The sequence below is a fragment of the Pasteuria ramosa genome (assembly GCF_056496785.1).
This window is the reverse complement of record NZ_CP143099.1, coordinates 1,598,633-1,624,823: the sequence shown is the minus strand read 5'-3', so window position 1 is coordinate 1,624,823 and position 26,191 is coordinate 1,598,633. Positions and strand designations below refer to the sequence as shown.

At 30.6% G+C, this 26,191-nt stretch carries 21 protein-coding genes and 1 pseudogene; 16 read left to right on the top strand and 6 right to left on the bottom strand.

All coding sequences use genetic code 11. The features are described 5' to 3' along the window. The 11 genes from VS182_RS06820 to VS182_RS06770 all read left to right on the top strand — a co-directional run bounded on the left by VS182_RS06820 (position 1) and on the right by VS182_RS06770 (position 12,841). Positions 1 to 846, top strand: a complete 846-nt coding sequence (locus tag VS182_RS06820) for a phosphatidate cytidylyltransferase (protein ID WP_479492551.1) — start codon at positions 1 to 3, stop codon at positions 844 to 846. A 16-nt stretch (positions 847 to 862) separates the two neighbouring features. Continuing rightward, positions 863 to 2,032, top strand: a complete 1,170-nt coding sequence (gene dxr, locus VS182_RS06815; RefSeq protein WP_479492550.1) for a 1-deoxy-D-xylulose-5-phosphate reductoisomerase — start codon at positions 863 to 865, stop codon at positions 2,030 to 2,032. A 95-nt stretch (positions 2,033 to 2,127) separates the two neighbouring features. After that, complete coding sequence (locus tag VS182_RS06810; protein WP_479492549.1) at positions 2,128 to 3,537, top strand: M50 family metallopeptidase; 1,410 nt, start codon at positions 2,128 to 2,130, stop codon at positions 3,535 to 3,537. A 146-nt stretch (positions 3,538 to 3,683) separates the two neighbouring features. After that, complete coding sequence (locus VS182_RS06805; RefSeq protein WP_479488657.1) at positions 3,684 to 5,417, top strand: proline--tRNA ligase; 1,734 nt, start codon at positions 3,684 to 3,686, stop codon at positions 5,415 to 5,417. 148 nt (positions 5,418 to 5,565) lie between these two features. Beyond that, positions 5,566 to 6,174, top strand: a complete 609-nt coding sequence (locus VS182_RS06800) for a ComEA family DNA-binding protein (RefSeq protein ID WP_479488656.1) — start codon at positions 5,566 to 5,568, stop codon at positions 6,172 to 6,174. Between the two features lie 190 nt (positions 6,175 to 6,364). Next, a complete protein-coding gene (locus VS182_RS06795) occupies positions 6,365 to 7,273 on the top strand; it encodes a hypothetical protein (protein WP_479488655.1) in 909 nt (302 codons plus the stop codon). Positions 7,274 to 7,332: 59 nt separating this feature from the next. Then, on the top strand, positions 7,333 to 7,890 hold the full coding sequence (dcd, locus tag VS182_RS06790) for a dCTP deaminase (protein ID WP_479492548.1): 558 nt from the start codon (positions 7,333 to 7,335) through the stop codon (positions 7,888 to 7,890). Positions 7,891 to 7,979: 89 nt separating this feature from the next. Beyond that, positions 7,980 to 10,247 (top strand): DNA internalization-related competence protein ComEC/Rec2, encoded by a 2,268-nt coding sequence (locus VS182_RS06785; protein WP_479492547.1) that lies wholly within the window; start codon positions 7,980 to 7,982, stop codon positions 10,245 to 10,247. Between the two features lie 14 nt (positions 10,248 to 10,261). After that, positions 10,262 to 11,281, top strand: coding sequence for a DNA polymerase III subunit delta (gene holA / locus VS182_RS06780; RefSeq protein WP_479484396.1), 1,020 nt, complete (start codon positions 10,262 to 10,264; stop codon positions 11,279 to 11,281). A 76-nt stretch (positions 11,282 to 11,357) separates the two neighbouring features. Then, complete coding sequence (locus VS182_RS06775; protein WP_479484395.1) at positions 11,358 to 11,891, top strand: hypothetical protein; 534 nt, start codon at positions 11,358 to 11,360, stop codon at positions 11,889 to 11,891. 188 nt (positions 11,892 to 12,079) lie between these two features. After that, positions 12,080 to 12,841, top strand: coding sequence for a hypothetical protein (locus VS182_RS06770; protein WP_479492546.1), 762 nt, complete (start codon positions 12,080 to 12,082; stop codon positions 12,839 to 12,841). A gap of 1,051 nt (positions 12,842 to 13,892) precedes the next feature. Here the strand turns inward: VS182_RS06770 and VS182_RS06765 are convergent. Continuing rightward, a complete protein-coding gene (locus VS182_RS06765; RefSeq protein ID WP_479492545.1) occupies positions 13,893 to 14,069 on the bottom strand; it encodes a hypothetical protein in 177 nt (58 codons plus the stop codon). A gap of 362 nt (positions 14,070 to 14,431) precedes the next feature. Here VS182_RS06765 and VS182_RS06760 point away from each other — a divergent pair, with 362 nt between their 5' ends. Together VS182_RS06760 and VS182_RS06755 are read left to right on the top strand one after the other, a co-directional pair. Further along, positions 14,432 to 15,346 (top strand): transposase family protein, encoded by a 915-nt coding sequence (locus VS182_RS06760; RefSeq protein ID WP_479492543.1) that lies wholly within the window; start codon positions 14,432 to 14,434, stop codon positions 15,344 to 15,346. 883 nt (positions 15,347 to 16,229) lie between these two features. After that, positions 16,230 to 17,765: pseudogene (locus tag VS182_RS06755) on the top strand (collagen-like domain-containing protein); the annotation flags it as partial. 578 nt (positions 17,766 to 18,343) lie between these two features. Here the strand turns inward: VS182_RS06755 and VS182_RS06750 are convergent. The 3 genes from VS182_RS06750 to VS182_RS06740 form a co-directional block, all read right to left on the bottom strand. Beyond that, positions 18,344 to 19,099, bottom strand: coding sequence for a transposase family protein (locus VS182_RS06750; protein ID WP_479492542.1), 756 nt, complete (start codon positions 19,097 to 19,099; stop codon positions 18,344 to 18,346). A 3-nt stretch (positions 19,100 to 19,102) separates the two neighbouring features. Next, positions 19,103 to 19,258 (bottom strand): hypothetical protein, encoded by a 156-nt coding sequence (locus VS182_RS06745; protein ID WP_479492541.1) that lies wholly within the window; start codon positions 19,256 to 19,258, stop codon positions 19,103 to 19,105. A 386-nt stretch (positions 19,259 to 19,644) separates the two neighbouring features. Then, complete coding sequence (locus tag VS182_RS06740; RefSeq protein ID WP_479492539.1) at positions 19,645 to 20,916, bottom strand: IS701 family transposase; 1,272 nt, start codon at positions 20,914 to 20,916, stop codon at positions 19,645 to 19,647. An 883-nt stretch (positions 20,917 to 21,799) separates the two neighbouring features. Between VS182_RS06740 and VS182_RS06735 the strand changes: the two genes are divergently transcribed. Genes VS182_RS06735 through VS182_RS06725 form a run of 3 tightly spaced genes read left to right on the top strand, consistent with a single transcriptional unit; the run spans position 21,800 to position 24,076 of the window. Continuing rightward, entirely contained in the window at positions 21,800 to 22,009 is a 210-nt protein-coding gene (locus VS182_RS06735) for a hypothetical protein (RefSeq protein ID WP_479492538.1), read from the top strand. Between the two features lie 25 nt (positions 22,010 to 22,034). Beyond that, positions 22,035 to 22,763 carry a transposase family protein gene (locus VS182_RS06730; protein ID WP_479492537.1) on the top strand — a complete coding sequence of 243 codons (729 nt, stop codon included), beginning with the start codon at positions 22,035 to 22,037 and terminating at the stop codon, positions 22,761 to 22,763. A gap of 41 nt (positions 22,764 to 22,804) precedes the next feature. Continuing rightward, a complete protein-coding gene (locus VS182_RS06725) occupies positions 22,805 to 24,076 on the top strand; it encodes a transposase (protein WP_479492535.1) in 1,272 nt (423 codons plus the stop codon). Between the two features lie 736 nt (positions 24,077 to 24,812). Here VS182_RS06725 and radC read toward each other — a convergent pair. Beyond that, positions 24,813 to 25,502 (bottom strand): RadC family protein, encoded by a 690-nt coding sequence (gene radC / locus VS182_RS06720; RefSeq protein ID WP_479492534.1) that lies wholly within the window; start codon positions 25,500 to 25,502, stop codon positions 24,813 to 24,815. Positions 25,503 to 25,531: 29 nt separating this feature from the next. Beyond that, a complete protein-coding gene (locus tag VS182_RS06715) occupies positions 25,532 to 26,161 on the bottom strand; it encodes a nucleoside triphosphate pyrophosphatase (RefSeq protein WP_479488641.1) in 630 nt (209 codons plus the stop codon). Positions 26,162 to 26,191 lie beyond the last annotated feature (30 nt).

Below are 26,191 nucleotides of genomic sequence, written 5' to 3'. Positions count from 1 at the left end.
ATGAGCACTTTTCAGAAGAGATTATTAACTGGTCTGTTTTGTGGTATATTTTTTCTTTATCTGCTATTTTCAAATAAATGGGGCTATACTATAGCTCTCCTTTTTTTAGGGTTTATAGCTTTAGGGGAAATTTTGTATGCTCAATTTAAAAAGCTGAATTTTATTTTATATATCATTGGTATTTGGCTCTTTATTCTTTGTTTTAATCAAACCTTAGATATTGATAAATCGTTATTAACGATTTATCAACCTTTTTTATTACCTTTTGAGGGTATCATTTCTTTTTCTTTTATCCAATTATCGTTTATAAATATGATTTATACTTTGATCGGTGTACTTTTATTGATAAATGTATTTAGTCTAAATAAAATTAATTTCACCCATATTTCACAATTGTTTTTTTCAGCAATCTACCTGGGTGTTAGTTTTGGAGCTATGGCTAAATCTATTCATTTAATAAATGGATTGAAATTTTGTATGGGTGTTATTGTGATGACGTGGATAAATGATACCCTGGCTTATATTATTGGTTATAAATTTGGTCGAAAGCCCTTTTTTCCAAAAATAAGTCCCAAGAAAACATGGGAAGGTACCATTGCGGGTTTCATCGGTGCAATGGTTCTGGGTTTTATTCTTTATTTAAATTGGTCGGTACTTTTCCCCCTATGGTTTATAACGATCGTAGCGTTGATTTCACCTTTAGGTGATCTCATTCAATCTGCGTGGAAGCGAACCCTTAATATTAAAGATTTTGGTGTTATTTTACCGGGACATGGTGGTATATTAGATCGTTTCGACAGTTTGTTATTTATTTTCTTTGTTCTTTATTTACTTGGAGTGATTTAAACTGACAATACAAAAAGTGCCAAAAAAGAAAATTGTTATTTTAGGATCAACGGGATCGGTGGGTCGCAGCACCTTAGATGTTTTAAAATTACATCCATCTCGATGGGAAATTTTAGGTTTGGTTGCAGAGCAGAATATTGATATGATGCTTGAGCAAATTAAAACATTTCAACCACCACATGTTGTGATGACAGATGAGTTCGCAGGGGAGCAACTGCAAAAAAAGGTTAATTTACCGCATGTTTGTTTGTATAAAGGTTTAGAAGCGCTGGATAATTTGATCTTGTTACCAGAGGTTACCCATGTTGTTATTGCTACTTCAGGTATTATTAGTTTAAAACCCGCGCTTATGGCTTTGAAAGCTGGTAAAAAGCTTTGTATTGCTAATAAGGAAATCTTAGTGATGGCTGGTCAGCTGTTAAAAGAAGCAGGCGGTTGTCTCAAAAAGGGCAATATTTTACCGATTGATAGTGAACATGTAGCTTTATGGCAGTGTATGTATGGACAAAAGATTGATGTTGTAGATCAACTTTTGTTAACTGCTTCTGGTGGGGCATTGCAAAATTTAGATGTTACACAACTAGCTCATGTTAAAGCAAAAGATATTTTAAAACACCCGACTTGGTCTATGGGAACTATTATTACTGTTAATTCAGCGACGATGATGAATAAGGCTTTTGAAATTATGGAAGCACATTTTTTGTTTGATCTACCTTATGATAAAATCAAGGCCGTTTTACATAGACAAAGTATCGTACATGGCTTAGTTGGTTTTATAGATGGTACGTGGTTAGCTCAGCTTAGTTATCCGGATATGAAAACGGTTATTCAATACGCTCTAACATATCCAGATCGTTTACCGCTTGCGATTGAACCTTTGAATTTCTTTGATTTAGAACTCTCTTTTGCCCCTATATCACATACCCGGTATCCTTGCTTCAAATTAGCTGTTGAAGCATGTAAAAAAGGTGGTAATCTACCCACAGTTTTATATGCGGCAAATAAAGTTGCTGTAAATGCTTTTTTACAAGATGATGTGGCATTTCCGATGATTTTTGCTACAATTGATTATTTTTTACAAACACAAGTTTATAAAGCTCAGTTATCTTTAGAAGAATTATTAGCGTTAGAGGAAACGATTTCGCAACAGGCTTATATATGGTTACAGAAATATACGACGAGATAGCTATTTAAATGGATGGTTTTTACCAAGAATTACATCGGCCGTATTTCTTTAGGTTTATTTGTTTAGAATGTAAACCAGGTGTTTGATTAAAGATCATGTTAAAAGATGCGGCTATGGGGGTTATTATGTTGGGCGCTATTTCGGTATTTGAGGTTATTTTATCTATCTTATCTGTAATCTTGACGATGAGTCTTGTTGTTTTTATACATGAATTAGGCCACTATATTTTTGCAAGAAGAGCAGGGATATTTGTACATGAATTTGCAGTTGGATTTGGTCCTAAAATTTGGTCCAAGCGTTCAGAGAAGACTGGTACGATTTATAGTGTGCGGCTTATTTTATTCGGTGGCTATGTTAAAATGGCCGGTTTGTTGTCTTTAGAAAACACGGAACCAGAACTTAAAAAAGGTGATACGGTACATATCTTTTTACGGCCTAATAATAAGCAAGTAGATTCTATTTATCTGTATGAACCTTCTGATAAAGAGAAGACAAAATTTATTTACGATAATATGATGGCTAAGATACCGAATGTTGCTAATAATTGGATCAAAGGTACAGTTGATCATTTTGATTTTAACAAGCTTAAGCTTTCTTTAATGGAAAATGAACATCTTAAAACATACGATATTGCTATTGGAGCCGTGTGTGTAACAAAACAGGACAGTGATTTACCCCCTTATTATATTGTGCCAAAAAAATATTGTTATGATCAAAAAACTATTTGGCATCGTTTTCTGACCATTTTAGCAGGTCCTATTTTTAATCTTTTTCTTGCCATGTTTTTATTTATTATTCTCACATTTGCTTCTGACACTAATTACATTAAAATAGCTAATGTTTTTGAAGATTCGAATGACACAGTATTTAGTCAATTAAAAGAGAATGATGAATTGGTTGCTATTAATATGTGGCCTGTTGTAGGTAGTAAATATACAATTTCGGTTTTAGATCAGAGTGTTAGCAAGGAAGATCCTTTATTTTTAACAGTTAAGCGTGACAATACTGAGAAGGAAATTAAGTTACCTCCTCCTATAACAAAGACGACATTTCATGATTATGTGAAATTGAAAATTTCTGAGGATAAAGCTAGTTTTATATCTGTCTTAAATGTTGGTGTATCAAGGATTGGTTTTCAGGTCTTAATTTTATGCAAGGCATTGCTAGGTGTGTTTAAAGAAGGTACTCCTCTATATGGCAAAGAACGCAAACTAAGCGGGCCTTTGGATATTTTGAAAATTATTTATAAAGTTGTTTTAACGTATGATGTACTAAATTTTATTTATATCTTAGCTATCCTAAATGTTGCACTGTGTATAGGTAATCTTTTGCCGTTAACCCCTGTGTTAGATGGAGGAAAGCTATTAATTCTAAGCGTGGAATTTATTCGTGGTAAACCATTAAACAAAAAATTTGAGATTGGTCTTTATGTCATTGGTTTGATGATGCTTTTGCTTTGGATGGGTTATTTAGTGATCGGTGATATTATCGGTTGGTTTTTGTAATTAGTGCGATACAAGACAACAAAAAACAACAAAAAACAACAAAAAACAACAAAAAACAACAAAAAACAAAACAAACAAAAAAAAACAATAAAAAACTTATATATTATATATAAGTTTAAAATATTTTTGAAGGAGATAGCATAAATATGCGTTTTAGTAAGGCCTTTATACCTACTTTAAAGACGGTGAACGAAGCTACAATGGCTAGTCACCGTTTTTTATTAAGGGCTGGATATATACGTCAGCTTGCTTCTGGTATCTATAATTATTTGCCATTGGCTATTAAAGTTTTGCAAAATATTGAATATATTATACGTGATGAAATGAATAGCATAGGAGGTCAAGAACTTGTACTTCCTGTTTTACATCCTGCTACATTGTGGCAACAAACAGGTAGATATGAGGCTTATGGACCAGAATTGATGCATTTTCAAGATCGGCATAAACGATTTTTTGTTTTAGGACCGACGCATGAAGAAGTTATTACAACTTTGGTCAGTGATGCTATTTCGACATATCGGCGTTTACCATTGTTATTGTATCAACTACAGACAAAATTTCGCGATGAAATTAGGCCTCGTTCGGGCTTGTTAAGAGGTCGCGAGTTTTTGATGAAAGATGCTTATTCTTTTCATGCGGATCAAGAATCACTTTTAGTAACTTATCAAGATGTTTTAAGTGCTTATACTAATATTTTTCATCGATGTCATTTACATATTGAAGTCGCTGAAGCATCTGCAGGATCAATCGGTGGTAGTAATACACATGAATTTTTGGTTACTTCTGAAGCGGGTGAAGATACGGTTGTGGTTTGTGAACATTGTGGTTATGCTGCCAATATTGAGCAAGCGATGTTTACACCTATGATCAATGATGAAATTTCATCACATGATACATTATTTGACATACAGGAAATTTTGACCCCTTCTTGTTCATCTATTGACGAAGTAGCAGCTTTTTTTAAACTTAAAGCAGCTGATATTGTTAAAAGTTTGTTAATTATGGTTGATGATAAACCGGTATTGGCACTTATTCGTGGTGATCGGACGCTTAGTTTGATGAACGTACAAAAACAATGTAAATCCTCTAATTGTGTTTTAGCTGATGATAAACAAGTTTTGGAGCTTACTGGTGTACGACCAGGTTTCTTAGGCCCATTAAATTTACCGAAAAAACTACCACTTTTGATCGATCAAGAACTTTGTAAGATGCCTGAATGGATCGTAGGTGCTAACAAGCAAGATACCCATTTGCGCTATGTATCCTTAAAACGCGATTTAGACCAACTACCTTATGAGATATGTCATTTACGCGAGATTGCACTTGGAGATCAATGTATACATTGTCCAAATCAAACATTAATATGGAAACGCGGGATTGAAATAGGTCATATCTTTCAACTCGAAAAACGTTATAGTGAACCACTCAAAGCGCATTTTCTTGATACAGAAGGCAAAGAACAAGCATTTTGGATGGGTTGTTATGGTATTGGTGTTTCGCGTTTAATGGCTGCTATTGTCGAGCAGCATCATGATGAATATGGATTGGTTTGGCCATTGCCTGTAGCTCCTTATATAGTGCATTTAATTGTGGTAAATCTAAAACAAGAAGAGCAAAAAGTATGGGGTGAACGTTTATACAAGCAATTTCAGGAACATCATCTTTCAGTTATTTTTGATGATCGCACAGAGAGGGTAGGTATTAAATTTAACGAAGCTGATCTTTTAGGCATGCCTATTCATATTATTATAGGGAAGAATATTTCAGATGGCTATGTTGATTGGAAAATACGTCAAACAGGCGAAAAAGGTCAAATTCAAGTAAGTGAAGTTGTTAATTGGGTAAAAGAGTTAAAAGAAAAAGGTATGAAAAAAGTATGAAAAAAGTATGAAAAAAGTATGAAAAAAGTATGAAAAAAGTATGAAAAAAGTATGAAAAAAGTATGAAAAAAGTATGAAAGTAAAAATCATCTTAAGTTCTTTAAAGAACTTAAGATGATTTTATTTTTTAACAATGAAGGTGAGATAAATGTGGTTACAAACAAGTAGAGAACGTTTATTAGTCATAGGACTTGTTTTATCTTGGTTTTTAACTATTTTTATGTTAATCATTTTCTTGCAACAACAGCCAGTATCAGAAAATATTGAAGTGGGAGCACAACGAAGTGAAGTTGATCATAAAGAAGATAGACAAGCTAAGGCAGATAAGATTACTTTTTTAATGATCGATATCAAGGGCGAGATTAATAAGCCTGGTGTATATAAATTAAACCAAGGTGCTCGTATTTTAGATGTTATTCAAATGGCTGGAGGTTTAACAAAAACTGCAGATGCGATGAAAATAAATCAAGCACAGCAGTTAACTGATGGACAAATTGTGTGTATTCCACATCTTGATTCTAGTAAAAATAATTGTTTGCCTCAGAAGATAACAGCTCCTAATAATGATAAAATAGCTATTAATACTGCTACAGTTAGCGACTTACAAGCATTGCCAGGTATTGGTAAAGCTAAAGCAGAAGCTATTATTAAGTCTCGTGAGGAAAAAGGTCCTTTTCGTAGTGTTGCAGATTTAGAACGTGTGAAAGGGATTAGTAAAGAATTTGCTAAAAAATTGGCAGAAAAAATTTTATTTTAATTCCAGGCGCAATTGATTGCAGAATATGTTATTATTATTACAAATAGATATTAGTTATATATTTAGATTCATGTTAATACATATTTTATATGTTTTTATTATTCTGACTAATCCAAATCATATGAATGTCTATAGAATTGATATCACCTACTAATAGGTATATATCAATAAATCTAGAAAGGAGGCAGTTATGTTTAATAACAAATTATTAACATTGGGTTTAGTATTTTGTTTTATTTTGTATCAAAATAATATATATAACGAAACAGAAGCCACTAATAACAAAAATAATAATGCAGCAGCAACTCATACTAAAAGTAATCCGAATGGTAGACCTGAGGAAAAGAAGCTTGATATAGTTCAAGGACAATCATCAGATATTAGTAATCCCAACTTAATTTCAAAAGCGGAAAAACTTGTTTCTGATATTAAGAAAGAAATAGAACATATAGAAAGTATATATCCAAATAATAATCATAAATATACAAATGAATCATCATATGTATTGAAGAGTTTGTTAGAGGGATTGAATTCTTTATCAAAACAAAACAATATTTTAGAAGAATTAACTACTCATATAAATAGTTTGCCTCATACACAGGAAGAGTCTGATGATGTAAAAAAATTCAAATCTTTGAAGGATGATCTAACTAAGTTATTCGAAGATTTAAACAGTAAAAGGCATAAGTTAGAGAAAAAAATGACAGATATAAGTGTAATGAAATTTATGCGTACTATTGACAGTGCGTTGGAGAACAATAATAAACCAACTGGTTTGCCAGATACCCCTAGTAGTTCTAAACCAAAAAATTATAGTGTTTCACATGTGGTGGTTGATAAATCAAAGGATAATTTAAAAGAATCTAAAGCAGATACTAAGAGTGGTATTAGCAGCCCAGGACTGAAGACTGAGGTTAACACTGATTATGTGAATTTTAAAGAAAATATCTCTGATGATCAACAAACGAGCCTATTTGATAATCGAAATGTTATATATACTAGTATAGCTGCTGCTTCTGTTTTGATTTTAGGCTTAATAGCTTTAGTATTTTGGAAGAAAAAAAGACCTAATAGGCGCAGAAGAAGACACTCTTTGTGATTTTATTTTTGAATTTAAAATGAATATTATATAGATTATAAACATTAAAGGAGTTATTTATGGGTTTAAAATCAGATAGCTGGATTATACAAATGGTTAAAGAGCATCGTATGATTGATCCTTTTATAGAAAAGAATACAGGTAAAGGTTCAGCGGTTAGTTTTGGTTTAAGCAGCTATGGTTATGACTTAAGGGTGGCGGATAGGTATAAGATTTTTCATAATGCTATAACTTCGGTTCTTGATCCCAAAAATATCGATGAAAAAGCTTTTTTGGATTTTCAAGGACCGGTATGTATAATTCCACCTAATTCTTTTGTTTTAGCTCGATCTGTGGAATATTTTCGTCTTCCAGAGAACGTACTTGCTATATGTGTGGGTAAATCAACGTATGCGCGTTGTGGTATCATTACTAATGTGACGCCTTTTGAGCCTGGTTGGGAAGGTCATGTCACATTAGAAATTTCTAATACTACACCTTTACCAGCTCAAATTTATTCTGAAGAGGGTTTATGTCAGGTGTTGTTTTTTGAAGCTGATGAAAAGTGTATGGTTTCTTATAAAGATCGACAAGGAAAATATCAATTCCAAAAAGGTATCACTTTACCCTGTATATGAATAAATGGTTTCTCACGGCTGCTTTAAGTGCCTTTTTGAGTATCATTATTTTTTATATAGATAAGATGAATCTTTTAATATTGCTAACGATGTTTAGCTTTTTTTTTATTATTTATCATCTAAAAACATTACATAGAGATAGAACTAAAAGATGGCTCCTTAAACAGCGTAAGGGCATCTTTTTTGGTTTTTTTATAGCGGCTATTTTTATCTTTCGATTTTGGTTGCCTGACCAAACGATGCCTTCTGTTCCATTGGGTGAAGGCTCTTTTGTGGTTTCATTAAGAGATGCTTTTTGGTGCTTAGATGACAAGGAAAAACAAAAAAGCTTATTCATTGATTTATTATCATCGAAAAAGCCAATTAAAGCTCATATGACGCTTTCTTGTAAGTATTTTGAACCATTCTTTTTCTTGCCTTCAGGTACAAAAATACGTCTTAAGGCTGTCTTAGATAAACCTTCCTCAGCAAGAAATCCTTTTGCTTTTGATTTAGCACAAATGCTTTTTTTGGAAGATGTATCGTTTGTTATTATCCCATTAAGTATCGAAAAAAAGTTTGTATATAAAAAAGACTTTATGTTTTTTGTTGATAAAACAAGATTTTTACTGGCCAAAAAAATAAATGAATCTTTTGCATCATCTTTAAAAGGTGTTGCTTTTGCTGTCTTATTAGGTGACAAGACATTTATTTCTATGAAATCACGACTAGAATATACGATGCTGGGATTAGCTCATTTATTAGTTGTCTCAGGTATTCATGTTAGTTTCTGTAGTCGTTTAATTGCTTTATTGACTAACAAATTTCCGCCTAAGATGCATGTTTTTTTCGTTAGCATGTCCATCATAAGCTATGTCATAATGGCTGGTGCAGGATCATCAGCTTTACGAGCTGGTGGTATGGCGATTATTCTCTTTTTAGCTTCTTTAAGGAAATCAGTTTTTAAAGCTTCATATGCGTTTTCAATTATGCTTTTTGTATCACTCCTGTACAAGCCTTCATTAGCTTTTTCCCTAGGTTTCCAACTTAGCTATGGGATAACTTTTTTTCTCCTTTTTTTAGCTCCCCATATAAAAAAGCGATTACCGGTTTTTTTAGGTCGCATGCGTAATTCTTTAACAATTGCGTTCACGTCCCAATTAGTCTCGCTCCCATTAACTTTAAAAGTTACCCCAATTGTCTCTATTTTCTCACTTCCGTTAAACCTTATCTTAGTTCCCTTATATGGTTTTTTACTTATTCCTTCTTTATTTATCCTACTATTCCTTGCTTTTTTATGGCCAGAAGTTACTTTATGGTTGAGCCAAGGTTTAGGTGTCATTGTGATGGGATTGCAAAATCTCCTAGCGCGACTGGCTTCTTTGCCTTTTTGCCATATTGTGATGCCGATCACTTCCTTTAACGCGCAAATATTATTAACCTTGTCAATCGGTTATTTTGTTTTTGCATGGTTAAAAAGAACATCTTATCTTCATCGGATATTTAGTAGTCTAAGCGGTATATTATTGCTCTTTCTTTTCCTTTATGCACCTTTCAATATTCATGAAATACGTGTGACCATCTTAGATGTTGGTCAAGGGGATGCTATTGTGATTGAGTTACCCTATCGCAAAGTGATTGTTATTGATACAGGAGGGCGATATGCTCAGAAAGAAGCTGCTTCATCAGTTTTACTTTCTTTTCTCTGGCAACGTGGTTTTGCTAAAATTGATCAATTGGTGCTTACGCATGGTGATATTGACCATATTGGTGATTTAGCTTCGCTTGTCGATCGTATCTCAATTAAACGATTGATACGTAGTCCATATCCAGCAAAACCTTTTGAGCAAATATTGTTGACAAAACTACAGCGAAAAGGTACACAAATTATATATCGTCAAGCTGGTGATTTTGCTTCTTTAGCATCTGGGGTTAGTTGGCGTTTCTTACATCCTTCAGGGGTTAATGAATCATTATCGATTAATGAACATAGCTTGGTTTTTTTACTTCGTCTTTATAAATGGTCTTTTTTATTCACAGGCGATGTTGAAGAAGTTGGTGAGGCAAGCATACAACAAAAATTCGTTTTACCAAAGGTTGATTTTCTCAAAGTAGCTCATCATGGGAGTAAGACATCATCAACTTTAGCTCTATTAGAACAACTCAAGCCAAAACATGCTTTTATTTCTGTGGGTAAATTTAATCGTTACCATCATCCTGATCCCTTAGTTTTACAACGTCTAAATCAGCTCGGTACGACTATTTGGCGTACAGATCAACATGGTGCGATTACTTTGATGATAAAACCAACATTTTTTTCGCTTACGACGATGTTAAAACCAAACCTTTATCCTTTATCAAATATGCGTAAAAAATAACAGGAGGTGGGACGATGGAAATAGTTTGGAAAGAGTTACGCCAAGGTAAGTTGCGTCCGATATATATTTGTTATGGTACAGATTGTTTTTTGCAGGAAGAAACATTTAAATTAATCGAACGTCTTTTGTGTAAAAAAGGTTTTTTAGACAAATTAGTGGTTGATCTTGAAAAAACTGCTATTCAAGATTTACTTTCGCAATTATTTATGTCTACTCTGCTCCAAAGACATCGTTTTGTTTTAGCTAAGAATGCCATTTTTCTTACTGCTAAGCAACAAAAAAAAGAGGTTAAACATGATTATGGGGTCTTACAAAAATATCTTCAAAATATACCCGAAGATGTTACCTTGATCTTGACTGTGGAAGCTGATAAGTTAGATAAAAGAAAAAAAATTGTTCAATTATTTCATAAAAGTGATCTGGTTGTTCGTTTTCGTCCTTTATCAGAAGAGGCACTAAAAAAATGGTTATATAAGCAGATGCGTCAGCATGATTTGCAAGTTGCAGCAAATGTACTAGAAGCTTTAATGATTAAAACATCTTCATCCATGTTATTGTTAAAACAAGAGGTGCAAAAATTAGCCCAATATCCTAAGAAACGTCCTTATGAGGTGACGATGGAAGATATTGATTTATTAGTCCCACATACACCTGTTGAGCAAATATTTGTGTTTGTCGATCAGTTAGCTAAAAGTTTAGCTAAAGAAGCTTTGCAGACCATTAATCAGTTAGGTAAGCAGGGTATTGAACCTTTAAAATTATTATTTATTTGGATACATCGACTTCGTTTATTGAGTTTTGCTAAAGAAGTTGCCCAAAAGAATGGCAATGCGACTACTTTAGCTAAAGAAGCAAATATCCATCCTTTTTTTGCCAAAGGTATTTTTCAACAAGCACAACTTTTTACTGAGGGTCAGATTTTATGCTGGTTAAAGGAAGCTTTGGCAGTAGAAGAAGGAATTAAAAGTGGTCATTTGTTTAAAGAATTGGCTGTGAAGCAAATTTTTTTAAATGTGATAACATCGTTTTCATAGATGGGGGTATATAATAATTAACACTTTAACTTTAAAACGTTTTTATCTTCATAAATTGATATATAGCCATCTTGTTATGCTTTCTTTTTTTGGTTTTTTAGGCACTTGTTTATTACAAGAATGGTCAGCTCGTTCCATATGTTTAGTTAGCGGAATGCTTTTTTTAATCTTAGGAATCTTACGTTTTTGGTTTCAGCGGCCCTTGATGTTTTATTTACCTTTTTTACAAGGACTATATAATTATGAAAGGCAACGCCTAGGTCCTAATTTTATTTTATATTATAAAAGTGGTGTTTTTGTCTTATTACTTTTAAGCTTCCTAAGCTTTTTGCAAGCATGGTTGCGTCGATCTGCAATACCTTGGATATGGGAAATGCCTCTTTCATATTGGTTTGTAATGTTTATTTCTTTGTTGCTAATGGTAAATATTCAAATGTTTTTTCATATGAAATGGTTGCGTAAATGGACAACGGAAAAATGGACCTCTTATGCGCAAGAGCGTCAACTGTTACTAAAAGTTATTCTGATTGTTTTGTCAGGTATCCTTATGGTAGGTGCTTTGATTTATGATTGGTTAGTAAATATACAAGATATACGTATTAAATATTAAATATTATCCCAAGGGCTTAACGCCTTTTTTTTATTTAAATATTTAAAAAATAATTTTATTAATTTTATTTGTACATTTATTTAAACAACATATATAATGATGAATAATATAAGACGCTAATACATTGTATAAAAATTATATAAAATTTTTTAATCATCAAAGATGGGTTGAAGGTGATATTTATGTTTATGAAAGAAAATTTAGAGACGGAAAATTCTGATAAAGATAATTACGAAAAATTAGACAAAGAAATGATAGATTCATCCTACATAAATTCTAAAAATAAAGAAATCGTTAATCAAAATTTTGATAAAATGTTAACAACAGGAAGTGACAAGAAGGTTTTAAATTTTAAGATTGGATCAACAATTTCTGTAGCCGCCACGGGTGTAACTGTTTTTACAGGTGATACAGGAGCAACAGGAGATACAGGAACGACAGGAATAACAGGAGTAACAGGAGCAACAGGAGTAACAGGAGCAACAGGAGCAACAGGAGCAACAGGAGCCTCGGGAGTGACAGGAGTTACGGGGCCAACAGGAACTTGTATTTGTACAGTAGTTATAAGAGTTTTTTCTTGGGTATCTCAGTGTGTACGACCTGGTAGAAGTGTACATTTTAAAGAAGTTTCGTTTTCAAAAGGACCTATTTCATTTTTAAGTCCTTCTTTGATTAAAATTCAATGTAAGGGTATTTATTTTATTACTTGGTCAATTGGCCCGATTCAAGGTTGTGTACCAGCGCGTGGTTTATTATTATTAAATGGTAAAACGCCCCTTGATTATGGTATCTGTGCGCGTCAAAATACACATATGTCAGGTAGTGTTGTAGTGAATATTGGACAACAAAATTCTACGATTGAAATATGTAATAATGGAGACGAAGCATTTTCCCTGCTGTCATCACCAATTAATAGTAATGCTTGGTTAATAGTTAATAAAATTGGTTGATAAAAAAACTGAAATTTTAGATTATTAATTTATTTATAATATCAAAAAGAAACGTATTCATAATACGTTTCTTTTTGATGGACTTGTCCAGAAATTTTAAATATTCCATTAGTCATGGGATAATTAGAACTCCAAAATAGCCGTTATTATAAGCTTTTTGTGTTTTATGTTAGATTTTGCAGCTCCCTTTTACATAGGTTTTTGGACAAGTCCGATATTTAAAAATGAACTTAAAAATTTTATTATAATCTTAAGTTTGAGTATTATTTTTTAAACAAAAGGTAGTTTTGATTTTTCGATTAATTTATCAATTTTATGCTTAATTACGTAACTTAGCTATTTCTCTGTTCAAATAAAAGCTTTTGTTTTTAAGATATATTTCCAACTTTTTTAAAATAAATAATAATAATGGCATTATCAAAGATATTAATTTTTAATTAATATCTTTTTTATATATATTAGAATAATAGTTACTTGCACCTTGTATAGCATGTTTATCTAATGATGATTAATTTTTCTTTTTACATAATTTATCATCAATTCTAAGAAAAGAATGCCTGCTTTTTTTTGTAAAAGTTTAAAATATATTATATTTTAAACTTTGGAAATGCCGTAACTTTTATTGGTTTTTATTAATTATTTACACTTTTTTGCATGTGAAGTTATATAAACCAAAAGCAGACATGAATTTATCTGCATCTAATTTTTCTATTTTGGCATATTTAATATTTAAGCATTTATTTTTAGATTTATATAGGTTTAATTATTGCTTTTGAATATTAAATTTTACAGTAATGTATATTGGACTTGTCCAAGAATCAATGTGAAGGGAGTTTAAGGGTCTAATCAAAGGCATTAAAAGCTATGATAATAGCTATTTTTGTGTTTAAATTCCATCAATAGTGTTAAAATATAAAAAAACGAAGATTTTTGTTTTAGGGATTTTATTAATAGGTTTAATTTGTCATTTTTGTAACTATAAACAATTAAATTCTATTAAAAGCACCTAACTAATACATATGTAAATTGTCATAATTTTTAATTTTGCTATTTAGTTTGCTTTTTTATCTTCTTTAACTTCTTTAACTTCTTGGAATTTCCCTAAAGCTAGGTGAGCATTAAACATTGCGCATATTAAATCAAATTGTTCTGGAAATTTTTTAGGATTATTACGATATCTATTAGAAATAATCTTAAATCTTTTTAACCAACCTATGGACTTGTACAAAAATGCTAATAATCTGCACTAATCGTCTATATTAGCATTTTTGTACAAGGACTTGTGCCTAAACTTTAATACATGTGATTAAGACGAACAATTGTCATTTATGGATATTTTTAAATTTTTTTAAAAATATAAAATTTCAATATCTATTCTTATTTATGAGCTATATTGTTATAATAATCTGAATAAACTAAAAAATATTATATATATTATTATTTTTTTGGAATTTCATTAAGATATGAAAAAAGATAAATTTTTGTGTTTTGATATCTTTAAATTAAAATGCTATTTCTTTATATACATAAAAACAACAACACTATTATTAAATTGTGTTGTTGTTTTTATGTATATATACTACTATTAATATGGAATTTAACACTAAAAGAAAAGAGCAGATAACTATGTCTAATATTAACAAGAGATATGTAAATATGGAATATGCAAAAATAGCAAAATTAACAGAAAAAGAATTTATGTCCGCCGTAGGCGTCGATAAAATAACCTTTTCAATTATAGTAGAAAGTGTGCGAAAATATGACTTGAAAAACCATGAAAAAGGGGGTAGACCAAACATACTTGACCCGGAAAATCAAGTGTTATTGTTTTTTCATAATTTTTTCTTTGGTCGTACTTATAGAAGTATTGCAAAAACTTTCGATGTTACTAGCAGTACTGTTAATAAAACTATAAAAAAGGTACAAGCTGTCGCAACAAAAGTACTTAATAAAGAAAATCCTAAAAATATGAAAAAATATCTACCTAGCTTAACATATGGCAGATTCATTATAGATGGTACAGAAATATGCATTCAACGTCCTAAGGTGAATTACAAACCCTATTTATCTGGACGTAAAAAACAAACAAGTAAGAAATCCTTAATTTTAATTTGCTCTAAAACTGCCAAGATTTATTTTACAAATTACTCTCCTGGTAGCGTACATGATTTTAATCTTTACAAAAAATCACGTATTCCATTATCAGAAAACGCAACGTTGCTAGGTGATTCAGGTTTTAAAGGCCTAAACCAATATCATTTGTATGCGATTATACCTTATCAAAACAGTAAATACAAGGTTTTAAGCCAAGAAGAAAAAGACTATAACCATATTTTATCCCAAGAAAGATCCTTAGTTGAAAGAGTTATAGGATGGCTAAAAAGATTCAAGCTTATTGCTAATAGATATCGTAATAAACTGAAAAATTTCTCAAAGCAATTTGATCTAATCTCAGCAATATTCAATCATCATTTATCTTTAGATAAATTCAAAAAATTTATATAAAATCCAAAAATATAAATTAAAAAATTCAGACAATTTACACGAACAATCAATTGTATCAAATCAATATAATTTTAGCTATTATTTAAATTTAAATAATTAAATTAAACATATAAGAGGAATAAGTAAAACTTAGTTTCCTTATTAAAACATGTTTATTGATATTTTAACACTTATGATAAAATATAATCATGAAAGTAATGATAATAACATCTTTGAAAACACTTTATTAGTCTCAAATACACATTGCATTAAAGTTTAGGCACAAGTCCCAAGTACCTTATTTAAGATTATAAACTTTCTTATTATTCATTCATTATTTTGCAAAGTTCTTTTTGGATATTTTTTTAAAATAATTTATATTTCTTTATTAAGCATTTGATACAGGAGTATTAAATTTATATGAATAATAATGATATATATAAAATTTTATAAAATTAATTAAACTAAAGTTTTATGTTAATTTTTCCCATTATAAAAAATCTAGTTATTAATTGATAAATATTATTGGGATGAATTATATAAATAACTTACCATTTAGTTGTAAATATTTATATATTCAAATATAAATTAAGATAATATTTTCGGATGATTAATAAAAATTTAATGAATTATGAATATTTATATTTTTTTATTAAGCATTTGATATAGGAGTATTAAATTTATATTAATAATAATGATATAGATAAAATATTATCATATTTTTGGATCAATTCATAATATAAAAATTAATTTAAAAAACTATTATTTAATGAATTTTATTTAAAATTATATAATTTACAACAAGATTGAGAGTGATAATTTGATAGATTTTACGAGTAATGAAACGCTTTTGGGATTTTCAATTAACAATAGAATATCAGAAGCAAGCGGAGATTTGGTGGTAACAGGAGATACAGGATTAACTGTATTTCAAGGAGATACTGGAGCAACAGGAAGCATTGGAGACACGGGACCAACAGGACCAACAGGACCGACAGGGCCAACAGGACCAACAGGACCGGCAGGAGATACTGGAGCAATGGGAGACACCGGAGCAATAGGTGATACAGGCCCAGAAGGAGCCCAAGGTCCAGATGGTAATCAAGGCCCAGAAGGAATAACAGGCCCAGAAGGAGCTCAAGGTCCAGATGGTAATCAGGGGCCACAAGGTCCGGATGGTAATCAGGGGCCACAAGGTCCGGGAGGAGACACCGGACCAACCGGAGCAATAGGCGACACAGGACCAATAGGAGATACAGGCCCAGAAGGAGCTCAAGGTCCAGATGGTAATCAGGGGCCACAAGGTCCGGAAGGAGTCACAGGCCCAGAAGGAGCTCAAGGTCCAGAAGGAATAACAGGTCCAGAAGGAGCTCAAGGTCCAGAAGGAATAACAGGTCCAGAAGGAGCTCAAGGTCCGGATGGTAATCAGGGGCCACAAGGTCCGGGAGGAGACACCGGAGCAATAGGCGACACAGGCCCGACAGGAGCAATGGGAGACACCGGAGCAATAGGCGACACAGGCCCGACAGGAGCAATGGGAGACACCGGAGCAATAGGCGACACAGGCCCGACAGGAGCAATGGGAGACGCCGGAGCAATAGGCGACACAGGCCCGACAGGAGCAATGGGAGACACCGGAGCAATAGGCGACACGGGCCCGACAGGAGCAATGGGAGACACCGGAGCAATAGGCGACACGGGCCCGACAGGAGCAATGGGAGACACCGGAGCAATAGGCGACACGGGCCCGACCGGAGCAATGGGAGACACGGGACCAACAGGAACAGCATCAACAGGGGAAACAGGAGCAACAGGACCAACCGGAGCAATAGGCGACACGGGACCAACCGGAGCAACAGGGGCAACGGGACCCCAAGGTATACAAGGATCAAGGGGAATACAAGGAATACAAGGACCGCAGGGACTTCAAGGGACACAGGGATTGCAAGGATCAAGGGGAATACAAGGAATTCAAGGGGCGCAGGGACTTCAAGGACCAAGGGGAATACAAGGTAATACAGGAGCAACAGGACCTGGTATTTCAACAGTAGCTATAAGGGTTGTTTCTTCGACTTCGCAGACGGTTGCTGTGGGACAAAGTGTCACTTTCCAACAAACTTCTTTTGTTCAGGGACCTATTTCTTTTATTACACCTTCTTTGGTTCAAATACAAAGCATTGGTATTTATTTTGTAAGTTGGTCTATTGGACCTATTCAAGGTAATATCCCTGCGAGTGCTACTTTATTATTGAATGGTGCAACAAATCTTGATTATGGTATTTGTGCTCTTCAAGATACAGATATATTTGGAAGTTTTATTGTTAATATCCAAAGTTTAAATTCTACACTTGAAATAAGTAATAATGGAACGCAATCTTTTTCATTACTTTCATCAACCCCTAATAATAATGCATGGTTATTAGTTAATAAAATTGGTTAATATTAAATTTAAAAATTAGCATATATGAGTAATTGAAAAAAGAGACGTATGCTTTACGTCTCTTTTTTCAATTCACAGATTTTGATAGTTTATTTTTTATACCTGTACTTGCCAAAAAAAATAGGCCATAATTTTTGATTTTCAAAAATTAACTTAAAAAGTTTATTATAATCTAAGTTTGAACATTATTTGTTTATACAAAATATCGTTTTTATTTTTAGAGTAATTTAGCATCCTTATGTTTAATTATTCTAAAAAGAGAATTTATATATTTGTATTGTTATAATAAATTTAATTATATTTATAAATGGACTTGTGCCTAAACTTTAATGCAATGTGTATTTGAGACTAATAAAGTGTTTTCAAAGATGTTATTATCATTACTTTCATGATTATATTTTATCATAAGTGTTAAAATATCAATAAACATGTTTTAATAAGGAAACTAAGTTTTACTTATTCCTCTTATATGTTTAATTTAATTATTTAAATTTAAATAATAGCTAAAATTATATTGATTTGATACAATTGATTGTTCGTGTAAATTGTCTGAATTTTTTAATTTATATTTTTGGATTTTATATAAATTTTTTGAATTTATCTAAAGATAAATGATGATTGAATATTGCTGAGATTAGATCAAATTGCTTTGAGAAATTTTTCAGTTTATTACGATATCTATTAGCAATAAGCTTGAATCTTTTTAGCCATCCTATAACTCTTTCAACTAAGGATCTTTCTTGGGATAAAATATGGTTATAGTCTTTTTCTTCTTGGCTTAAAACCTTGTATTTACTGTTTTGATAAGGTATAATCGCATACAAATGATATTGGTTTAGGCCTTTAAAACCTGAATCACCTAGCAACGTTGCGTTTTCTGATAATGGAATACGTGATTTTTTGTAAAGATTAAAATCATGTACGCTACCAGGAGCGTAATTTGTAAAATAAATCTTGGCAGTTTTAGAGCAAATTAAAATTAAGGATTTCTTACTTGTTTGTTTTTTACGTCCAGATAAATAGGGTTTGTAATTCACCTTAGGACGTTGAATGCATATTTCTGTACCATCTATAATGAATCTGCCATATGTTAAGCTAGGTAGATATTTTTTCATATTTTTAGGATTTTCTTTATTAAGTACTTTTGTTGCGACAGCTTGTACCTTTTTTATAGTTTTATTAACAGTACTGCTAGTAACATCGAAAGTTTTTGCAATACTTCTATAAGTACGACCAAAGAAAAAATTATGAAAAAACAATAACACTTGATTTTCCGGGTCAAGTATGTTTGTTCTACCCCCTTTTTCATGGTTTTTCAAGTCATATTTTCGCACACTTTATACTATAATTGAAAAGGTTATTTTATCGACGCCTACGGCGGACATAAATTCTTTTTCTGTTAATTTTGCTATTTTTGCATATTCCATATTTACATATCTCTTGTTAATATTAGACATAGTTATCTGCTCTTTTCTTTTAGTGTTAAATTCCATATTAATAGTAGTATATATACATAAAAAAAACAACACAATTTAATAATAGTGTTGTTTTTTTTATGTATATAAAGAAATAGCATTTTAATTTAAAGATATCAAAACACAAAAATTTATCTTTTTTCATATCTTAATGAAATTCCAAAAAAATAATAATATATATAATATTTTTTAGTTTATTCAGATTATTATAACAATATAGCTCATAAATAAGAATAGATATTGAAATTTTATATTTTTAAAAAAATTTAAAAATATCCATAAATGACAATTGTTCGTCTTAATCACATGTATTAAAGTTTAGGCACAAGTCCAATGGTCAAAAAACAAATCTAGCTTTTTTAGTTTTTTTACCATATCTATCCTTTTTAATTGTATTTGCAGATTTAGGCTACCTCTTTAAATTGATAACAGTAGGACCTTAGTGCTGCTCTTAATCCTTTTTTGGCACGTGATAAAATAAGCTTCACAGATATATGCGTAGGAACATCTAAATATGATATTACCTCTTTAAGGGATGAAATTAATATATCAATCATATCTTCTATTCGATCAGCTTCTTTTTTAGCCTGATATTTACGTAATCCCTTTAGGAGATTACCATTACCTGTATGTATACAATACATTGCTACAAACATTTGTAAAATTAAGTATCTATCTAAAGATTTGCTTGATCTGACTTGGTATCCTTGTAAAGCAAGATAATTTTTAGCTGTTCTAAAATAGGTTTCGATTTCCCATCTTTTCGAATAATAATTTAGAATTTCTTCATTACTTAGCTCCATATCTGTGCAAATAAAAGCTTTTGCTTTAGATATATCTTGACCTTCCTTAAGACAAATAAGGACAACTGCATTGTCAATAAAATTAAGATTACCTTCATATCTATAAACACGATACTTTTGTTTTTTAATGGTAACAACTTTTGTATCTTTATTTTTTATAAAATTTAAAAACATTTTTATTTGATTTTTAATGCCTAAAGGACAAATAACAATATCGATTCTTAATGCACCTATAAAATGAAATCCTTTTTTTAAGCTTGTTTCGATGATCTTTTTTGAAATATACCAAGAATCTACACAAACATATGCTTTGTGATCTGGCTCAGGAGCACTAGATATGATATCGCAAGCAGTATCCATTTTATTACTTTCTGTTTTATTAGCACGTGTAACTTCTATAGGATAGCTTAAACCATCTGTATGTAACATAGCTTGAACAATAGAATGACCATATACACTTCTTTTATCTAGATTAGAATAATGGTAACCTGCTGCTTGTATAGGGTGTTCAGCTAATGATGATGGCTTTGTCTTATGGCATACTGTATCGTCAATTATCAGAAAGTAAGGTTTATTTTTTCTCTTAGCTTGATTGATAACTTCTTCATAAGCAACATTGTTTATGGCGTCACTAAGTATTTTTTCATCCCATTTTGAATTAGTCATCATATGGCTTATCGTTTGGCGGCACCTGTCATAAAAGCTTTTTTTATGAATATCTGACAAAGTTCCGTTGAAGTTTTGTGACAACATACCATCAATAATCTGCAAAATATGATTAAAAACAGATGAAGTAAATTGGGATATTAACCCCAATTTACGAAAAAATTTGACCAAATGAGATTTATTTGTTAACCTACAATTAATAGACATTCTCTATCCTCCTGTTGGTTTTTTGTTAACACTTACATTCTACACAGGTGATAGCGGAATGTCTATTTTTTTGTAAAATATTAAAATTTTATTATATTTCCAAAGTTTACATTTTTTTGCTTTTTTTGCATGTACAGTTATACGTGATGCTATTCGAAGACTTTAAATTAGCAAAAAAAGATGCTTATTAAATTAGATAAAACAGGTAAATTAGATTATATAAAGATATAAAGATTAATGGGCTTGTGACTAAACTTTAATTCAGGGTGTATTTCGGACTAATAAAGCGTCTTAAAAGATATTATTACCACTACTTTCATGATTATATTTTATCATAAGTGTTAAAATATAAATAAAAATGTTTTAATCAGGAGACTAAGTTTTACTTGTTTTTCTTTTATGGTTTATTTAATTATTTATATTTAAATAGTTGCTAAAATTATATTAATTGCACCGAGCTGATTGCTTATGTGAATTGTCTTAATTTTTTCATTTTATTACGATATCTATTAGGGACTTGTCCAAGAATGCTAATATATCCAATTAGTGCAGATTATTGGTAGTTATTGTCAATTTTAAAAATTTATTAAAAAAGCTTAAAATAAACAGTAAAGCTGCCTTTTATATATTTTTTAAGATATATAAATACTAATGTTTTAATTATTTGAATATTGATAATTATATATTGAAATGCATACATTTTATTAATAGTTTTAAGTTCATGATAAAAAATCAGTTTATATAAAATAATTTTATCCCTTTATAATATTTTTGAATTTAATATTGTAATATATATCAAAAAAAATCACAATATCAATATAACATTGTGATTTTTTTGATATATACTACTATAAAATTTGATATTTAAAAGAGAGGATTATATATGTATAAATCTAAAGTTAAATACTTAAATATGGAATATTCCAAAATAGCAGCATTTGATGAAGGTAAATTCATGTCTGCTATCGGTGTAGATAAAATCATCTTTGAAAAAATATTTAATATAGTTAGAAAAATAGATTTAAAGACCAAAAGAAAGGGTGGAAGGCAAAATATACTCGACCCTGAAAATCAAGTATACTTATTTTCATAATTTTTTTCTTGGGTTTACAAATATAATGATTGCACAAATTTTTGGTATTAGTAAAAGCACGGTTAATAACATCATACAAAAGATACAAGGTATCGCCAAGAAAGTATTATCCAAAAGATATCCTACAAATCAGAGCCCATATTTTTCATCTCTCATATTTGGTTTGTTTACATTCGATTGTACTGAAGTGCGCATAGAAAGACCAAAAAAATATAATAAAAAATATGAATCTGGAAGAAAAAAGTATCCAACAATGAAGTCTTTCCTTGCAATTTGTGCTGAAACAGCTTCTATTGGCTACACAAATTTCGCACCTGGTAGTGTACATGATTTTAAGCTTTTTAAAGATTCGTACATTCCATGGTTATCTGAATATGCCCCTTTAATCGCTGATTTAGGCTTTCAGGGCTTACAAAAGCTATTTCTATACGTGATTTTACCATATAAAAGAAGTAATTTAAAGAATTTGACTCAGGAACAAAAGGAGTATAATCAAAAAATTTCTCGTAAAAGATCATTGGTAGAAAGAGTTATAGGTTGGTTAAAAAGATTTAAGATTATTTCTAATAGATATCGTAATAATCCTAAAAAATTTCCAGAACAATTTGATTTAATATCTGTACATGCAAAAAAAGCAAAAAAATGTAAATTATTAATAAAAATAATAAAATATTATTGCATTTCCAAAGTTTACAATATATTACATTTTAATATTTTACAAACAAAAATAGACATTCATCTATCACCTGTGTAGAATATAAGTCTCCTAACAAAAAACAACAGGGGGGATAGAGAATGTCTATTAATTGTAGGTTAACAAATAAATCCCATTTGGTCAAATTTTTTCGTAAATTGGGGTTAATATCCCAATTTACTTCATCTGTTTTTAATCATATTTTGCAGATTATTGATGGTATGTTGTCACAAAACTTTAACGGAACTTTGTCAGATATTCATAAAAAAAGCTTTTATAACAGGTGCCGCCAAACGATAAGCCATATGATGACTAATTCAAAATGGGATGAAAAAATACTTAGTGACGCCATAAAAAATGTTGCTTATGAAGAAGTTATCAATCAAGCTAAGAGAAAAAATAAACCTTACTTTCTGATAATTGACGATACAGTATGCCATAAGACAAAGCCATCATCATTAGCTGAACACCCTATACACGCAGCGAGTTATCATTATTCTAATTTAGCTAAAAGAAGTCTATATGGTCATTCTGTTGTTCAAACTATGTTACATACAGATGGTTTAAGCTATCCTATAGAAGTTAAACGTGCTAATAAAACAGAAATCAATAAAATGGATACTGCTTGCAATATCATATCTAGTGCTCCTGAGCCAGATCACAAAGCATATGTTTGCGTAGATTCTTGGTATATTTCAAAAAAGATAATCGAAAAAAGCTTAAAAAAAGGATTTCATTTTATAGGTGCATTAAAAATCGATATTGTTATTTTTCCTTTGGGCATTAAAAATCAAATAAAAATGTTTTTAAATTTTATAAAAAATACAGATACAAAAGTTGTTACCATTAAAAAACAAAAGTATCGTGTTTATAGATATGAAGGTAATCTTAATTTTATTGACAATGCGGTTGCCCTTATTTGTGTTAAGGAAGGTCAAGATATATCTAAAGCAAAAGCTTTTATTTGCACAGATATGGAGCTAAGTAATGAAGAAATTCTAAATTATTATTCGAACAGATGGGAAATCGAAACATATTTTAGAAAAGCTCAAAATTATCTTTATTTACAAGGATACCAAGTCAGATCCAGCAAAGCTTTAGATCGATACTTAATTTTACAAATGTTTGTAGCAATGTATTGTATACATACAGGTAATGGTAATCTCCTAAAGGGATTACGTAAATATCAGGCTAAAAAAGAAGCTGATCGAATAGAAGATATGATTGCTATATTCATTTCATCCTTGAAAGGGATAATATCATATTTAGATATTCCTACGCATATATCTGTGAAGCTTATTTTATCACGTGCCAAAAAAGTATTAAGAGCAGCACTAAGGTCCTACTGTTATCAATTTAAAGAGGTAGCCTAAATCTGCAAATACAATTAAAAAGGATAGATATGGTAAAAAAACTAAAAAAGCTAGGTTTGTTTTTTGACCATTTATAAATATAATTAAATTTATTATAACAATACAATATATATAAATTCTCTTTTTAGAGTAATTAAACATAAGGATGCTAAATTACTCTAAAAATAAAAACGATCTTTTGTATAAACAAATAATGTTCAAACTTAGATTATAATAAACTTTTTAAGTTAATTTTTGAAAATCAAAAATTATGGCCTATTTTTTTTGGCAAGTAAAGTATATTATTAATAATCGGCTATATTAATCTTTTTTTTTAAGTCCAAAAAACGAACTTTTTTTCCTAACATGTACGATACTTTATGTTATAAGAAGACAAGGTCAGCGTTATCAGTACGGTATCTATGCAATTATCTGGCTCTGAAAGCTTATGTATTATAAATATGAATTAAAATATAATGCTAATATTTGTTATAATAGGTGGTTAAATTAAGTTTAAATAAATTCATAGATAAACAAAAATGACCAATCAATATTTATTTTAATTGATGATACTTTTTAAAAATAAATTTTTTAGCACAGACTTTTTCATAGATTTTTATGTATATAGAAAAGCTGTTTATAGTTATTGATTAGATATTTTAAGGTTATAATGGTTTTTAACTTTTATTTCTATCTGTTAATGTGTGATATTAATTTTCTAAAAAATATATATTAGCAGTCATTAATTAAGCTTTTTTCATTTAATTAAGCCTTTTTCTTTTAAAGAAATATAACATTTATCACCTATAATAATATGATCAAATAAGGGTATTCCTATCAGTTCACCAGCTATTTGTAACCGATTGGTAAGCTTAATATCTTCATAGCTAGGATTAGGATTACCGCTAGGGTGATTGTGCACACATGTTACGGAAAAAGCATTACAAATCACAGCTTCGCGAAAGATGTCACGAGGGTGAACTAAGGTAGCATCTAAACTACCTTTAAAAAGTGTTTTTTTATTTATTAAACGATAATGCACATCTAAAAAAATACATATAAATATTTCTTGTTTAATAAAACGCAGTTTTTCACCAAGAAAGTTCATAACATCTAAAGGATTATTTAAACGAGGATTTATTTCTTTAAAAGAACAGGAAATTCTCTTACCTAATTCAAAAGCAGCTGACAATTGTAATGCTTTAGCAGGTCCAATACCATCGATAGATAAAAAATCTTCCCAGGAGCATTTAGCTAATCCTAATAATCCTCCTTTATTGGCTAATAAATTTTGGGCCATAGATAAAGAAGAAAGACCTAAGCAACCTGTTCGCAATAAAATAGCTATTAATTCTGAATTATTCATTTGCGAAGCACCGTGAAGCATCATACGCTCTCTAGGTCTATCTTCAGGAGGCAATTCGTGGATTAAAGGTAATTTGGTCATTGATGTTAACTCCTCGAATTACAAATTTATTATTCTAAGCAAATGCCTACTTGTTGAGCTAGTTTGATTAAAACATTTAATGATAAGCCAACCCCATTACCTATATCACCATCAATACGTTCAATAAATAGTCCTCCAAACCCCCTTAAAGAATAGCCGCCCGATTTATCTTTCCATTCCCCTGTATTAAGATAAAGGGTTTGCCATTTAGGTGAAAGATTTCTTAAATAAATAGTGGTTTTCTGTGTTAGCAATCCCTGAGCTACAAGTTTTCCGAAACTAAAATGTAGCAATGAGTATCCGGTTAATAAATAATGTTTTTTTCCTGAGAGCAATTTTATCATTTCGCTAGCTTCTTCAAGATTAGCTGGTTTACCTAATAACAAGTCTTTGTATAAAACCATTGTATCGGCACCTAAGACATAGACGTCTTGAATATTAAGCAGATTTTTAAATAAACGAGCTCCTTCCATTGTCTTAGAATGAGCTAAAATTTTTACTACGTCGTATAGTGGAATATCTTGGGCTAATTTTTTTTCATTTAAATTAGGTTTTATAACAATAAAAGGCAATTTTAGTTTTTTAAATATTTCATATCTTTGCTTACTAGCAGAAGCTAAGATCCATAATTTTTGTGGTTTAGTATTCGTTATGTTCATAGAAAAAATTTTTCCTCCCAAACAAGGCCA

Bases quoted from the DNA above. Each gene is read 5' to 3' on its own strand.
- VS182_RS06760 (WP_479492543.1), top strand. From the start codon at position 14,432: ATGGAATTTAACACTAAAAGAAAAGAGCAGATAACTATGTCTAATATT.
- VS182_RS06800 (WP_479488656.1), top strand. From the start codon at position 5,566: ATGTGGTTACAAACAAGTAGAGAACGTTTATTAGTCATAGGACTTGTT.
- VS182_RS06810 (WP_479492549.1), top strand. From the start codon at position 2,128: ATGTTAAAAGATGCGGCTATGGGGGTTATTATGTTGGGCGCTATTTCG.
- VS182_RS06775 (WP_479484395.1), top strand. From the start codon at position 11,358: ATGCTTTCTTTTTTTGGTTTTTTAGGCACTTGTTTATTACAAGAATGG.
- VS182_RS06715 (WP_479488641.1), bottom strand. From the start codon at position 26,161: ATGAACATAACGAATACTAAACCACAAAAATTATGGATCTTAGCTTCT.
- VS182_RS06745 (WP_479492541.1), bottom strand. From the start codon at position 19,258: ATGGAATTTAACACTAAAAGAAAAGAGCAGATAACTATGTCTAATATT.
- VS182_RS06770 (WP_479492546.1), top strand. From the start codon at position 12,080: ATGAAAGAAAATTTAGAGACGGAAAATTCTGATAAAGATAATTACGAA.
- VS182_RS06805 (WP_479488657.1), top strand. From the start codon at position 3,684: ATGCGTTTTAGTAAGGCCTTTATACCTACTTTAAAGACGGTGAACGAA.
- VS182_RS06725 (WP_479492535.1), top strand. From the start codon at position 22,805: ATGTCTATTAATTGTAGGTTAACAAATAAATCCCATTTGGTCAAATTT.
- VS182_RS06795 (WP_479488655.1), top strand. From the start codon at position 6,365: ATGTTTAATAACAAATTATTAACATTGGGTTTAGTATTTTGTTTTATT.
- VS182_RS06785 (WP_479492547.1), top strand. From the start codon at position 7,980: ATGTTTAGCTTTTTTTTTATTATTTATCATCTAAAAACATTACATAGA.
- VS182_RS06740 (WP_479492539.1), bottom strand. From the start codon at position 20,916: ATGTCTATTAATTGTAGGTTAACAAATAAATCTCATTTGGTCAAATTT.
- radC (WP_479492534.1), bottom strand. From the start codon at position 25,502: ATGACCAAATTACCTTTAATCCACGAATTGCCTCCTGAAGATAGACCT.
- dcd (WP_479492548.1), top strand. From the start codon at position 7,333: ATGGGTTTAAAATCAGATAGCTGGATTATACAAATGGTTAAAGAGCAT.
- VS182_RS06735 (WP_479492538.1), top strand. From the start codon at position 21,800: ATGTATAAATCTAAAGTTAAATACTTAAATATGGAATATTCCAAAATA.
- VS182_RS06820 (WP_479492551.1), top strand. From the start codon at position 1: ATGAGCACTTTTCAGAAGAGATTATTAACTGGTCTGTTTTGTGGTATA.
- holA (WP_479484396.1), top strand. From the start codon at position 10,262: ATGGAAATAGTTTGGAAAGAGTTACGCCAAGGTAAGTTGCGTCCGATA.
- VS182_RS06730 (WP_479492537.1), top strand. From the start codon at position 22,035: ATGATTGCACAAATTTTTGGTATTAGTAAAAGCACGGTTAATAACATC.